The sequence below is a fragment of the Shewanella corallii genome (genome assembly GCF_023349125.1).
Lineage (GTDB): Bacteria > Pseudomonadota > Gammaproteobacteria > Enterobacterales > Shewanellaceae > Shewanella > Shewanella corallii.
The window spans coordinates 386,256-400,229 of record NZ_JAKIKT010000003.1; the positions used below are offsets into that span (position 1 = coordinate 386,256).

Annotated in this window: 16 protein-coding genes and 1 tRNA gene; 14 read left to right on the forward strand and 3 right to left on the reverse strand. The window is 46.3% G+C overall.

Going from position 1 to position 13,974, the window contains the following annotated elements; genetic code table 11:
• Positions 1 to 35: 35 nt before the first annotated feature.
• Positions 36 to 923, reverse strand: a complete 888-nt coding sequence (locus L2725_RS10855) for a 6-carboxytetrahydropterin synthase (RefSeq protein ID WP_249248979.1) — start codon at positions 921 to 923, stop codon at positions 36 to 38.
• 510 nt (positions 924 to 1,433) lie between these two features.
• Here L2725_RS10855 and L2725_RS10865 point away from each other — a divergent pair.
• Entirely contained in the window at positions 1,434 to 2,519 is a 1,086-nt protein-coding gene (locus L2725_RS10865) for an AI-2E family transporter (protein ID WP_115138503.1), read from the forward strand.
• A 54-nt stretch (positions 2,520 to 2,573) separates the two neighbouring features.
• On the opposite strand, the gene L2725_RS10870 is transcribed toward L2725_RS10865, so the two are convergent.
• Positions 2,574 to 3,155, reverse strand: a complete 582-nt coding sequence (locus L2725_RS10870; RefSeq protein ID WP_249248981.1) for a GNAT family N-acetyltransferase — start codon at positions 3,153 to 3,155, stop codon at positions 2,574 to 2,576.
• A 122-nt stretch (positions 3,156 to 3,277) separates the two neighbouring features.
• Positions 3,278 to 4,306: a nucleoid-associated protein YejK gene (gene yejK / locus L2725_RS10875; protein WP_115138504.1), complete on the reverse strand. Its 1,029-nt coding sequence runs from the start codon at positions 4,304 to 4,306 to the stop codon at positions 3,278 to 3,280.
• A gap of 75 nt (positions 4,307 to 4,381) precedes the next feature.
• On the opposite strand from yejK, the gene L2725_RS10880 reads away from it, so the two are divergent.
• The 13 genes from L2725_RS10880 (at position 4,382) to L2725_RS10940 (ending at position 13,974) form a co-directional block, all read left to right on the forward strand.
• Positions 4,382 to 4,597, forward strand: coding sequence for a YejL family protein (locus tag L2725_RS10880; protein WP_115138505.1), 216 nt, complete (start codon positions 4,382 to 4,384; stop codon positions 4,595 to 4,597).
• Positions 4,598 to 4,665: 68 nt separating this feature from the next.
• Positions 4,666 to 6,450 (forward strand): DUF3413 domain-containing protein, encoded by a 1,785-nt coding sequence (locus L2725_RS10885; RefSeq protein ID WP_249248982.1) that lies wholly within the window; start codon positions 4,666 to 4,668, stop codon positions 6,448 to 6,450.
• A 154-nt stretch (positions 6,451 to 6,604) separates the two neighbouring features.
• A tRNA-Pro gene (locus L2725_RS10890) sits at positions 6,605 to 6,681 on the forward strand.
• Between the two features lie 378 nt (positions 6,682 to 7,059).
• Complete coding sequence (locus L2725_RS10895; RefSeq protein WP_249248983.1) at positions 7,060 to 7,275, forward strand: hypothetical protein; 216 nt, start codon at positions 7,060 to 7,062, stop codon at positions 7,273 to 7,275.
• Positions 7,276 to 7,592: 317 nt separating this feature from the next.
• Positions 7,593 to 8,036, forward strand: coding sequence for a hypothetical protein (locus L2725_RS10900; RefSeq protein ID WP_249248984.1), 444 nt, complete (start codon positions 7,593 to 7,595; stop codon positions 8,034 to 8,036).
• A gap of 114 nt (positions 8,037 to 8,150) precedes the next feature.
• Positions 8,151 to 8,447 carry a DUF6506 family protein gene (locus tag L2725_RS10905; RefSeq protein ID WP_249248985.1) on the forward strand — a complete coding sequence of 99 codons (297 nt, stop codon included), beginning with the start codon at positions 8,151 to 8,153 and terminating at the stop codon, positions 8,445 to 8,447.
• A gap of 153 nt (positions 8,448 to 8,600) precedes the next feature.
• Positions 8,601 to 9,188 carry a hypothetical protein gene (locus tag L2725_RS10910; protein WP_249248986.1) on the forward strand — a complete coding sequence of 196 codons (588 nt, stop codon included), beginning with the start codon at positions 8,601 to 8,603 and terminating at the stop codon, positions 9,186 to 9,188.
• A 94-nt stretch (positions 9,189 to 9,282) separates the two neighbouring features.
• Positions 9,283 to 9,708, forward strand: coding sequence for a hypothetical protein (locus L2725_RS10915; RefSeq protein ID WP_249248987.1), 426 nt, complete (start codon positions 9,283 to 9,285; stop codon positions 9,706 to 9,708).
• Positions 9,709 to 9,837: 129 nt separating this feature from the next.
• On the forward strand, positions 9,838 to 10,182 hold the full coding sequence (locus tag L2725_RS10920; protein ID WP_249248988.1) for a hypothetical protein: 345 nt from the start codon (positions 9,838 to 9,840) through the stop codon (positions 10,180 to 10,182).
• A gap of 573 nt (positions 10,183 to 10,755) precedes the next feature.
• Positions 10,756 to 11,415: a fatty acid desaturase gene (locus L2725_RS10925; RefSeq protein WP_249248990.1), complete on the forward strand. Its 660-nt coding sequence runs from the start codon at positions 10,756 to 10,758 to the stop codon at positions 11,413 to 11,415.
• A gap of 196 nt (positions 11,416 to 11,611) precedes the next feature.
• On the forward strand, positions 11,612 to 11,917 hold the full coding sequence (locus tag L2725_RS10930; RefSeq protein ID WP_249248991.1) for a YrhB domain-containing protein: 306 nt from the start codon (positions 11,612 to 11,614) through the stop codon (positions 11,915 to 11,917).
• 141 nt (positions 11,918 to 12,058) lie between these two features.
• Complete coding sequence (locus L2725_RS10935) at positions 12,059 to 12,430, forward strand: hypothetical protein (protein WP_249248992.1); 372 nt, start codon at positions 12,059 to 12,061, stop codon at positions 12,428 to 12,430.
• A gap of 767 nt (positions 12,431 to 13,197) precedes the next feature.
• On the forward strand, positions 13,198 to 13,974 hold the full coding sequence (locus L2725_RS10940) for a hypothetical protein (protein ID WP_249248993.1): 777 nt from the start codon (positions 13,198 to 13,200) through the stop codon (positions 13,972 to 13,974).

The following is a 13,974-nucleotide window of genomic DNA, read 5'->3' on the forward strand; positions in this document are numbered from 1 at the left end:
AGGCCCTCACCCAATGGTGAAGGCCTGAATTCAATTTAATCGGCGACGGCCACTTTGGCTGAGGCGATTGCCCCTTTGCCAACACCTTCATAGGCTATGACCTTGAACTCGACGCCAGGTTCCGCTTTGGCCAGCTCACCGGAAATATATCCAGCCAACAACTCTACCGTAGTGTCATGGGGGATCATCTCAGTAACGGCTCTGGGAATCGCCAGCTGAAAACGTCCCTGAGGCGCGGTGTAGTCAAATCCCCAATGGCTGTCAGCGCTGATATTCAGGCCAGCAGACAAATTCAGGCTCTCCAGTTCGGCCTGATCTTCTGCGGTACCCAGGTAAATATCCTGCCAGCGCTTTGCCCATGTGGCTTCAAGTTCAGGGGCTGGCGCCGAATCGCGGAAAATCTTAATTGGACTGCGGTGACCATGGGCGATTCGCTGGCAATTACCATCATGCTTTTTCAGGCCATGACTGTAATGGTAATAAGGGGTTTCCAGCTGCTCATTGCGCAATGTCAGGCTGATATGCTCCACATTGCCCGGCAACACATGGGTCAGGGCATCAATCAAAAAACGATTAACACTGTCAAAATCTATGGTTGGGGTATCGATTAGCGCAAACGCCTGCTCAGGGCAGTACATATGCATAGAGCCAACGCGGGAATCAAAATCCAGCCGGACCATCTCATCCTGGGACTCCAGGCTTACGGCGTCATTAAGTACTGGCACCAGCAAACGATGATCACAAACCTCATCTATGGTGTGCTTAATGGAACGTTTCACCTTGGCGAAATCCAGCACCATGTTCTGATCGTCAAGTCCGCCATCCAGCAGTACATCAACAATCCAGCTCTCACCAACCATGCCGCGGATCGGGCACAAATAGGAAAAATCTATGACGGTTAAATCATTGACAAAGAGTTGCATTTTTACTCCAGTGCAGAGAAACAGTCTGCATCATTAAATGTCTGTCCCCGGCCCCGGCTGACATCCGGCGGGGTAGTTGTCGGCTATTCTAATTCATTGTTCCCATTGGGGCGACCTGAGACGGGAAAAAGCTTGGTAGTTAGGGTCTGTTGACCTTTGAAGATGGTTTTTGCAGCACTTTGTCGTTGTTTTATAAAAAGCAACGCGATTGCGGTGTAGTTGTTCTACATAAATGAGCGTTAATGCAGTAGAAAGCGACGACAAACGCTGCCCGAAGGGCTCGGCTATACGCGTTGCAAGGTATTTGCTTAGGCCCGCTAGGCGGCACACCTTGCGTCGCGATTAAAACACGTCTATCTCGAGCAAAATTCAACCATGAAAGGTCAATAGACCCTAGTCAGTTTATGACATTGGCCGACTCTTTGACCCTATTGTCACAGTAAAGCCATGACCACTGATGTTACTTAAGTTATTCTGTTCGGGCTTATTTAATTCCCAAGGATAAATTGCGTGACCAAACCTTTTAAAGCTGAGCCGAGACACTGGATCCTCATCTTTGCTCTGTTTGTTGCGGCCTATGCCTGTTACCTGCTGATTGCCCCCTATCTGGGTTCTATTGTGCTGGGCTTTATTGTGTCCCTGCTGTTTTTGCCGGTTCACAATCTGATTCAAAAACGTATGCCAAACAGCCCGAATATGGCCTCAGTGCTCTCCTGCACCCTGCTGACCTTTATTGTGCTTATTCCTCTGTTTGTAGTGTTTATTGCTATTGCCAATCAGGGACTCACTTTCTTCAACAGCGCCTACCAATGGCTTGTCAGCGGTGAAGCCAAAGAACTGCTGCATCACCCCTGGGTTCACAGCCTGATCGCCTTTGTAGATAAATGGCTGCCCTTCGACAGTATCAACCCACAGGAACTGATCCAGAAAGCAGCGACGGCCGCCACCAATATCAGTACCGAACTGGTCGGCCTCAGTACCCAGTTCCTGGGGGATATTACCGGGGTCATGGTGGACTTCTCTCTGATGCTGTTCGTGCTGTTTTTCTTCCTGCGGGATAACGACAAGCTGATTGATGCCCTGCGTCATGTGGTGCCACTGTCCCGCAGCCAGGAAGACCAGATATTTCATGAAATTGAGCAGGTGGCCAAATCAGCGGTACTGGGATCCTTCCTGACCGCAGTCGCTCAAGGCATCGCCGGTGGTATTGCAATGGCGCTGGCTGGATTCCCCGGGCTGTTCTGGGGCTCTATGATGGCCTTCGCCTCCTTCATTCCATTCGTGGGCACGGCGCTAATCTGGTTGCCTGCGGCGCTTTACCTGGCGCTGACCGGCGATTGGGGCTGGGCAGCCTTCCTGGCAATATGGGGTGTTGTAGTGGTGGGTTCCATTGACAACTTCCTCAGACCTTTGCTGATGCAGGGAGACTCTGGCATGAATACCCTGATGCTGTTCTTCTCTTTGCTGGGTGGTCTGCAGCTGTTCGGTCTTATCGGTTTGATTTACGGCCCGATTATCTTTGCCGTTACTCTGGTGCTGTTCCGTCTCTATGAGGCTGAATTCAAGGACTTCCTTGAACAACAGGACAGTCAGTAACAGCCACAAGCTAAAAAGCCCTGCAATGCAGGGCTTTTTTGTTCGGGTAAGGCGTTACACTGATATGCCGTAGATAACCAACTCCTCCTCAAACAGAGGGTCTTTCACGATATCTTTGCGGATAAACTTCATCCCCAGCTTTTCCATAATCCGGGTAGAGGCCTGGTTTTCTTCCTCGGCAATAGCGCAGAGTGTTGTGACTTCATCCTGTCTGGAAAGCGCATCAGCGACAGCCCTGGCGGCTTCGGTTGCTATTCCTTTCCCCCAGCTTGAGCGCTTGAAGCGCCAGCCCAGTTCAAGATTATGATGCTCAGGATTGTCACTGAAAAACGCCCAGGGACGCACCAGTATCCAACCATAATATTCGCCGGAGACGGTGTCGGTGACCTTCCAGATCCCCCAGCCTTTTTCAGGATTGCGGTACTTTGCCATCCTCGGCATCAATACCTCTTCAATCATCTGCATGCTGGAGGTCTTACCCCCTGTGATATAGCGCATCACTTCAGGGTCCTGATCCAGGTCGTACATATCCTGCTTATGCTCTTGGTTATGCTTCGGATCAAACAGTTCAAAACTCAATCTGTCTGATGGGGGTACAACCAAGCCTTGCTGTTCAGACATCTCCCTATCGGCCATATAACCTCCCTTTATGATTCGCTTTGTTACTTATCGTTCGTATTTTCCCTGATTAAGGAGTTCTAATTTAGCCCACAAAAAAGCCGCTGACTACAGCGGCTTTTCGTTAAAGGTTAACCGAGTTACTCGCCTTTCAGGCGACGGTCCAGTTGATCTTTCAGGTTGGCAGGAACGCCTTTAATCAACAGAGTGTCAGAAACAGGGTCGTAGATAACACGCTCACCCAGATGACCACCGTCAAAGCTCACTGTCACCCCACCACCAGTGCCGGAAAACTTCTTCAGTTGGCGCAGTGTGGACTTGTCTGCAGGAAACTCTTCATCCAGCTCATAATCACCGCCGGTGGCAAAGTCATAGAAAGAGTCCATACCTGAATCGGCCAGCTCATCAGCAAGGTCTTTCAGTTGGATGTCATTGCCCGAGTCAAATTTCTCAGAGCAGAACTCAAACACCTTGTCACGACACTGCTGGCGTTCCTCTTTGGTCAGCTCGCTGCCGGCAACAAAGTCTTCTACCGCATTCATCAGGCTTTTGTTCTGAACCTTGGGGTTTACACCCTCAACACACCCCATAAAGTCCAGGAAGAAATCGGCCACCTTACGACCGGCACGGCCACGGATAAAGGAGATATATTTGCGGGACTCTTTGTCCTGTTGCCACTCAGTCAAATCGATACGGGCAGCCAGCTGCATATTGGACAGGTCCAGTGAGTTCACCTGAGTCAGCTCCATATCATCCAGTACTGTCATGGATGACTTGGCGTTCAGCAGTGCCACAAACAGATAGTCAGAAGCCAGTGCTGTGTAGCTGGCCAGCAGCAGAAAACCACCCTGACTGAAGTCATATTTACCCAGTTCTTCCTGCAGCAATTTGCCCGCTTCGGCCGAAAACTCAACAAAGCCCATTTCGTTGCTGCGGTAGCGGTTCAGCGCCTCTGAAAACGCCGGATTGGCTTCACCGTCATCGCCATGAACACCAAAGAAACCAAAGCCCTTGCCGCCTTTACTCGTGTATGTGCTGTGCAGCTCTTCCAGCATGGCCTCAACTGCGGCCCCGTTCAGCAGAGGCTGCGGACGCAGACGACAGTTCAGCTGACCGTCGCTGTTTTGTGCGATTTCATGAATAATCGCCTGGTCTATTTGAATACTCATAAGCCTTGATAGTGATACTGTAGGAAATCCGCTATTATATGCCGCTAATCCTTTCCTTTGTGAATCATTTTTTATATGGCTATCCAATCAAAATACACTAACACCCAAGTTGAATCCCTGATCGCTGAGTTATTGATGGTACTGGAAAAACACCAGGCACCGACTGACCTGAGCCTGATGGTACTGGGCAACTGTGTGTCTCACCTGCTGGAAACCAAAGTAGGCGACAAGTCCCGTGCTGATGTTGCAGCCCAATTTGCCCGCGCACTGGAGCAATCTGTTAAAAACTAACGCCTCTCTGTATAACAGGGAAGAATAAAAGTAAGATACACAGGAACTTCGGGAAACAACGCGACAATATGGTAGAGCGACAAAAGCAGATGAGCCGGGACAAAATCTCCCGCTTGGTGAACTGGGGCCACTGGTTTGCTTTCTTCAATGGTATTTTGGCCATGTTGATAGGCAGCCGTTATCTGGACAGCATAGGTTATCCCGACTCCGTCATAGGCTGGGGTTATCTGGCTATCAGCACCATAGGTCACTTCAGTTTTCTTGCCTTTATGGTGTATCTGGTTTTTCTGTTTCCCATCAGTACCCTGCTGCCCTACTCCAAAATTTTGCGGGGCTATGCGGCACTGGTGGCAACCGCCAGCCTGTGTATCTTGCTTTATGACACCATAGTCTTCGATGACTATGGCATGCACCTCAGCCCCTTTGCCTTCGACCTGGCCTGGGCTGACTTAAGTGCGCTGCTGCACGGCACCTCTTATATCGCCACGCCAATTGCCATACTGGCGATTGAGCTCACCGCAGCCAATTTCATTTGGAAACGAATCGACAAAATCCAGAAAAAGCACTGGGGCCCGAAAGTCGTCGCCTTTGTGGGACTCTGTTTTGTTTCCAGCCACCTTATCCATATCTGGGCTGACGCCAAAGATATCACCCAGATCACCCGATTCGACGACACTTATCCTTTGTCCTATCCGGCCACAGCGAAAACCTTTATCGCCCGACATGGCCTGGAAACCCAAAAGCCAAAGGCTGAAATCAGCAATGTGACCACACTGCATTACCCCAAGTCACCATTGCAATGCAGTGCAGATGAGCACCCTAATGTGCTGATAATCGCCATCGATAGTCTGAGATATGACATGGTGACCAAAGAGACCATGCCATTCCTGACCCAGTATGCTGCGCAAAATCAGCAGTTCAGCCATCATCTGAGTGGGGGCAACCACTATGCATCCGGAATGTTCTCTTTGCTTTATGGCTTACAGGGCAGCTATCAGGACGCAGTAGACTTTAACGTTACCTCGCCACTGCTGACACAGACATTCAAGCAATCCGGCTATGAAATGGGTCTGTTTATCAGTCAGTCCGATCTGGACGAAGTACAGCCAGCAGCCATGATGCAGGACTTTACCCAGACCACAGCCAACGACAAAGACAGCAACGCCGGGGCAGATATTCAGTTAACCGAGGCATTTGAACAGTGGCGACAAACGCAAACTGCGCCCTGGTTTGCCCTGTTGGATCTTAAATCCCCTGAAAACTATGACACCCCAATTGGCTTTCTGGGTGTTGAAACCATCAAGGCGCCGGAAGGCATGAAACCGGCAGAGCGAGTGCTGTTTAACCAGTACCGTCAGTCCCTTAACTTTATCGATAAGTTGCTGGCAGAGACCCTGGATAACTTGCCTGAAGATACTCTGGTGGTAATTACCGGTATCAAGGGTAAGGTATTTACCAGTAACAGCTCTGAAGCGCGTCAGGACCTCTCCCCTGCCAATGTCCGTGTGCCTATGATTATTCACTGGCCTGAGGGCAAACAGGGCAATATTCAGTACCGCACGACTCACGCAGGGCTGGTCCCAACCCTTATGACTCAGGTGCTTGGTTGTACCAACCCACCGACAGACTACAGTGCCGGTCGTCACCTGCTGCATCCGGACGACCAGAAATGGAATTATGTGGGTGATAACAAGGTGTTTGCCATCTATCAGCCTGACGAAATTACCGTGATCAATCGTCATGGTCAGTACTATATCTATGATGTGGGCTATCAGCAGAAGTTAAAGAAAAAGCTGAGCGCACCTGAGTTAATCCAGGTGATGCGTGAAAGCAGACGTCTTTATAAAGAGTAAGGCTGCAAGCCTGTAGATGAGCCAAAGTTAACTTGCACGATTAGAAACTAATCAAACAGTTAACTTTATCTATCAGAGCACTTGCCATGCCCACCTCAGCTTGTTAAAGTTCGCCACATCGGAACGGCAATTGATGTTGTCGACCGATTTGTCTCGGTATGTAGCGCAGCCTGGTAGCGCACTGTCATGGGGTGTCAGGGGTCGGAGGTTCGAATCCTCTCATACCGACCAAATTCAACGGAAAAGCTCAGCAGAAATGCTGAGCTTTTTTGTTATGTCTGTTTTTACAATCAAAAGCAGATGGGGTGTCAGCGGCCATCGGCCGGAATCCCGGACGATCGAATCCCACCTACCAGCCAAATTCTAGAACGGAAAAGCCCGTGGTCTTAAAGACTTACGGGCTTTTTTGTTTTTGGATACTTTTCGCAGTGTGGTCAAACTGTGGTCAAACCGTGGTCAAACTCTAACGCTAACCATCCCGATCCCTTCCCACTTTTCATTAGAAAATCTCATCACCGTTTCTTCCAATAGATCGCGGTAAAACTTCCCGTATCCTAAGAGGTTAACCCGAGATCAGTCTCCTCTATCGAAAACCGTCAGGAGAGCTCCATGCACATCATCATCATGCTTGTTCTGATCATCGTTGGTTACATGGCCGGTACCAAAATCAGCTGGCTATTAGGGCTGCCAATCATGGCCCTGGGCGCTTTAGCTGCAACGCTTATGGGGTCAACCCGATGGCGATATGAGCAGGAGGATATCTGGATACTGCTGGGTTTGCTTTCAATGGTAGGGGTTGTGATAGCGGCGATCTTTGGGCTGTGATGGTGATGAAAGTATCCCTTGCCTCAAAGTTGCTTTCGCTGTGCATGGCACGGTTTGTCATCAATCGTGGCACGGTTTCTTTGAGTGGAAATATTTAATAACCCATAAACTCAGTGTCTTAGGGCGCTTTGAAATGTAGATAACAGGCGACAGGCAGGCAGATAATGTGCTGGCACGCTTTTGCTCAAAGTTTAATCTGGACTTATGTTTCCAAATTGCTGAATAATCGTTCAAAACAGTGGCGCGGTTTTCACTGGTCTGATGTGACAAACGAGCATGCACACTATACAAATGTTATGTTCACAAGGAGAGTGTTGGTGAAATCTAAAATTATTGCTTGGGTTATAGGTGGTACGTTTACTTTAATAGTCTTCTTTAGCGGCTTCATTTCAGCTTTCTATTTAAATTACTCATCCTTAGCTAATACATACACTAAGGAGCACATTGATAATGGGCGATTTATGCTTTGGGCTTTGAAGCATTTGGAAGAGGGGGAAACTGAAAAAGCTAAAGATTTTCTTCGCAGCCAAGTCTCTACTAAAGTACTTATCGTTAACACCGTTCGACTACCGCCAACAAGTCAAAGAGAATTAGAACTAATTGAAACCTTTTATTCAGAAGTTATTGATTATTTTGACTCTCAAGGTGGTTTTAATGAAACATGGCAAGTCATGGAAAATGGTGTGTGGATAACAAAACCAACGCCCTCTATGAATATTCTAGAGGAGTTCAAAAGTGAACATAACAAGCCAATTCAGTAGTGGGACTGCTAACAGTTTGCTCGGTTTCGCTACGCTACACAATTTTAGCAAACTATTAGCAGCCCCTGATTGGGGCGTTATACGCCAATCGATGTTTAGGTCTAAGGGATAAATATGATCAAGCATTACGGGTTTATCATAAAGGCAGAAAGTTATAGTCATGTTCGTGATTCTACGGATTTGAATGCGCCGGAATTTTCGACTCATGTCGTTGGTGTGAGTAGTGATGATGAGGCTATTGTTGTGGCAAAAGCGATGATTGAAAGTGGAATACAGGTAATTGAACTGTGTGGTGGCTTTGGTGCTGACAGTGCTAGTTACATTATCGAGAGCTTAGATACCAATGTACCGATTGGCTACGTCACGTTTTCAGACCAAGAGACAAATAAACTAGAGCAGTTGCTAAAATAGCGTTCTGGCGTATAACAAACTGCTCAAGGTGGACTGCCAACGCTCGGCAATTTTGGTTCTAGTTCGATACAGTGTTTACGGTGGTTTGTTCAAGCAGAGTAGCTATGCGTTGTCAGCCACTTAGCAAGGGCGTTATAGCTTAAAGGAACTGAGATGACTGGCACTTACGATTGGAATCCCATGCCCCACAAAGTAGAGATTAAATGCCCTGCTTGTGGTGGACATTGCGTTTTCAAGTTTGCTGAGGTCGTCAAAATTACATTAAAAAAAGATGTTCCATTTTTCGAGCAAAGTGACACCTTTGAATACTCAATGTTTAAAGATAGTTGTGGCCATAAATGGCACGGTGCCATCTATTTCGCTAATTTGCACGGTGGCTCTATTAACGCTATCACTAGCTTACCTGACGGTTATTCCCCCGAAAATTGGTCTCACTCTAAGTACTTAACCAGAAATCATGGCCTCGGTCTTGGAGCATTTTCTTGTAGCCATTGCCAAACAAGAAAGCCATATATCCTTCAATGGCCTCAAGATGCTTATTATTCATTCAGCTACAAAGGTGAAGTGCTTTGGGCCTTTAATCGCGAGTCGGCAGTAGACCTCCGTGATTACATTGCATCCAATGAAAGAAAAACCGGAAAGTTTAAGTGGGCTAGCTTTCTGTTGCATATTCCAACTGTGTTTAAAAAACAGAATGCCCGCGATAATATCGTTAAACAAATAAACAAGGTTCTTGCCTAAATATGGCGATAACAAAGCCAGCCAGCATCGCCCCTAGGGGGCTGGTTCTCGCTACGCTCGGCCGCTGTGGCCAGCTTTAAACATAGGTTAGAACATGGAAGTAAAATTCGGTACTGGATTAGATAATATTCGATTTGGCTTAGACCAAGCTGCCCTGAAAAGCCTACTTGGTGAACCTGACAAAATAGACCGTGATAAAAACAACTTACCTCTCCTCCAATATAATAAGTTAAAGTCGACGTTCTGGATGGACGAGGGGGATAAGCTTCACTGGATACAATGTTCAAACCCTGAACTATTAATTCAGGGAGTCAACGTCATAGGTTTAGCTACTGATGAAGTTATATCTAAACTTCATCAAATAGGCGAAGCCACTTACGAATTTGAAGATTACGGTTCAATGGAAAGCTATAGTTTTCCAGAACTAGAGCTTGAGGTTCAAGCTGAATATGGTGTTGTTACTACCATTTGTTTTGGTCACTTCTGGAAAAATGACGAGCCGGTGTACACCAATGCCTAACAAACAGGGATAGGCGCGCCCAGCCGCCTATCCCTTCCATACCTCACCCGATACAACCTCCCCCCCACTAGACCAAGCCCCTCAGCTTGGGTACTTTGTGAGGTAGCAGTTTATAAAAGCTATTTACCAATGAAATTATCTATTGAAGAGCTAGATGCACGCTGGAACGAAAGCGATAATCTTATGGTTTTACTGCCTTTATTAAAGCATTCCTATCCAGAGGTGTTGGAAGAGATTGAAAGTTTTGGTTCTATCTCAGCGAGCACTCTTACAGATCTTATTGAATACTCGCTTAGATTCCCAAGTAGGCATTGGGCGCTATCTGCAGTGGTTTGGATCGAAAATGGCTTTGTTATAAATGATAGTATTTGTCAGGGTCTTATAGACATCGCAAAGGATAAGTCTGATAGCCAAAAATTGAGGCATAAGGCTTTCGCTCAGGCACGACGGTGGCAGCGGGAAAATGGCACGTAATAAAGCGGGCACCGGCTGACAATCTGATGCTATTTGTATTCATTACGCTACGCTCCGTTCTCACACACACAAAAGTCACCTGGTCCCCCGACGACGCCCAACCACACCCGATACAACCCCCACTCCCCCACACCTTGCAACCATCCCCCCTGGACAACATCGCCCACCCCGAGCGATACTTGGTGAAAAATCAAGCGCGCATATCGTCGGTACCAGGTGAACAATGAGCATGCGCACTATGCAAATGTTAACTGCATCTAGGAAGTTATGCGAAATACTGAGAGAGTTAATTCAGAGAGACCGGAAAGCGCATTTGAGGGTGACGTTGTATGGAACCCTTTAAAATCTATTTGGTTTCTTTCAAATTTGTTCGCTGCGTTATGCATCGCTCCTTTCGTATTTTCATTTTCAGCTCTTATCATATTTGTCTCATTGACCGCGGTAACACTTTGCTTTGGACACTCTCTGGGAATGCATAGACTGCTAATTCACAGATCTTATGAATGTCCAAAATGGATAGAATATCTATTTGTCTACTTGGGTGTGCTAGTTGGTATGGCTGGGCCAATTGGAATGATGAAGCAGCACGATTTAAGAGACTGGGCACAACGGCAGAAGAAATGCCATGATTTCTTATTGCATGGTTCAAAAATAATTAAAGATGGATGGTGGCAACTCAATTGTGACCTCAATTTGAGATATCCACCGGAGTTTACGATTGAAGATGAAGTGTCAAAGAACAGGTTCTACCTTTTCATTGAAAAATATTGGTTACTTCAACAGTTAGTTATCGCAATTCCTTTATATCTATTGGGTGGAATACCGTGGCTGGTATGGGGTATTTCTGTACGGGTAGTCATCTCTGTCGGTGGTCATTGGCTTATTGGTTACTTTGCTCATAACCACGGGCAACGAACTTGGACAGTTGAAGGTGCTGCTGTTCAGGGACACAATATTCGTATTGCTGGTTTTCTCTCAATGGGTGAGGCGTGGCACAACAATCATCACGCATACCCCGGCTCAGCTATGCTTGGTTTATACAAAGATGAACCAGACCCAGGTTGGTGGGTATTAAACGCTCTTCATAATCTAGGTGTCGTCAAAAACGTAAAGTTACCAAAAGATTTACCTCATCGTTCAGAGTTAGTAGCAGAAGCTACAGACCTTGAGCGCCGAGTAGAGCGTGTTCCAGAGGAGTGTGAAATCGCGAATTTCATCGGAAGAAATACCTAACAACTGACTGTCGCATTCCGTCAATTATCATCTCGCGCAACTAAACTCCTCCCCAACTCTCCCCACACCTTGCAACCAAACCAGCCTGGACAACATCGCCCACCCCGAGCGATACTTGGTGAAAAATTAAGCGCGCATATCGTCGGTACCAGGTGAACAACGAGCATGCGCACTATGCAAATGTTATGCATAAAGTATGAAAGAGATGATTACGAAAGACGAGGCAAAGTCAATTGTAGAGAGTCATATAGCTACTTTCCCACAGCCCGAAAACGATAGATATATAGTATTGGATGATTCTACAATTTCTAAAGAATGGGGCTGGGTATATTTTTATACTTCAGAAAAATGGCATACAACGGGAGAGTTGCAGTTTGCTGTTGCAGGAAATGCACCACTTATCGTAGAAAAACATACCGGTAATCTATTGGTTACTGGTACAGCTAAATCAATCGAACACTACATAAATGAGTACGAGGCAACTGGTAGCCCAACTGCATAACAAGACCATGCACACCCAATACAACCTCCCCAGCTCTCCCCACACCTGCTACCAAACCAGCCTGGACAACATCGCCCACCCCGAGCGATACTTGGTGAAAAATCAAGCGCGCATATCGTCGGTACCAGGTGAACAATGAGCATGCCACAATACATTGAGATTGCCGTAGTTGGAGCAGATCAAAAAACAGTAAAGTCTATAACAAAAGATGCACCCGTATCTCAGCCAGGTATTGCTCCAAAGTATCATTTGGTATCCCTGTCAGACGCTTCAAGCAAGCGAATCACCAAGTTCTCTGAGCTAAACTATGATCGTGTCTTTGTTTGGGTCGCACTCGATGAAGAGTCAAAACTAGCTTGTGAAGCTGCCATAAAAATCAATGATAGCCGCTCTAGTTTTGAGCGTGGTTTTTACAATCACCATTTGCCAGAATCACTGATTATGGTTGGTAACGAAAATGAGTTTTTAGCTACAGCTAAAAAAATATATGAGGCGTTTTGCGCAACATCTTAGCAAAACCCAACAAGTCAAGGCTGCATCGCCCTGCGGGCTGGACTCGCTAACGCTCGCCGCTGCTTTGGGTGTTATGTGAACTTGTTTTCATTTTGAAATGGATTTTTGATCTTGAGCAGAAAGCGAAACTCAAAGAGAAAGAGGACAGTTAAAGAGGCCACTTCAAGAAGGTCATACTCTTGGCACTTTTGGTTTCTGGTGATTCTTACCTTATTGGCCTTAGTCATGGGTTATGCGATAGGAAGTGGTAATGACAAGAACCCCTATATATCCTCTCTTCTGTTTGGAGGTTTAGTTTATCTGAGCCCTTGGTTTCTGAGTCGTGTTCGGGGTTGGATGCCAGAAGAGTTAATGGTTAAGTTCTACAAAAAAACTTAGCTTCCGTTGACATAACAAGTGACAGTCGCATTCCGTCAATTATTACTTTGCTAATCCACCTAGTTTTTCACCCTATCGAGCACCGTTTTTCATCATGATATTGAGGGTGACCAATAGCTTTCGCCCAACTACACCCTCGGCCGTACCCTTGGTCACGGCCGATACAAACTCTCACATTCTCCCCTAACCCGCACACTATCTAACCATCCCTCTATCCAAACCTTGCCCTACCTAAAACATCATCTAATTGGCTGATTTCAATCAGATAGAACCCAGATACAATGCCCGCATAAATTAACCACAGGGATTGTGCGCCAAATAAGTCTTACCTGGCATTAACCGTCGGACTTTGATTAACGCTATTCCCCATGAATACTGAGACAGGCCATATGAGCCCCATAGAAAAAATAACAGAACCAACATTCACAAACTCGTCAAAAGGCTTACTTACGCTATTTTGTATTGGAGTCGCTCACACCGTTGTTGGAGTTGACTTAAAAACTACAGAAATCGCAATTCCGTGGTTGCCGACAGTCGACTTTCCAAATGCCGATAGACTACCTTATTTATATTGGGGTATTGTCGTTTTTTCAATGTACCGATACACGCTTCATAATATTCAAGAGTTTAAAAAGGTTTACTTTGAAGCAATCGGAACATTCTTAAATAGTCAACGAGGCACTCGGTTCATTCAAAATACTATTTATGGCAAGCAAGTATCTCATCAAGTACGCATGTCAGATAGTAGTTCCTCGGAACCTTCAATCACCATAGAACAATATAAATATACCGAAGACGATTGGGGAGAACCACACGGCACCATAGCGAAAGACTTCAAAATTGAGTTTGACATGAACTTTACTTTTAAAAAGTTCTCTTACTTACCCAGCCATCGAGTTCATGTTGAAGATGGTATTCTGGATGACGAAAACGGTAGGGCGAAATGGGGGCTAACAAACACCCTATATGACCCTGAAGAACAATATAAAACTTACTATTCCACTGGAATAAATAATTTTTTTCTCAACATAACGTATAATTGTTCAATCATCAGGTGTTTCATTAAGTCAGCGATGAGGAATAAAAATCTATTCGACTTATCCATCCCGGTCTTTATGAACCTTGCACTTTTGGTTTACTGCTTGACCTCAGCAGTTATACTCTAA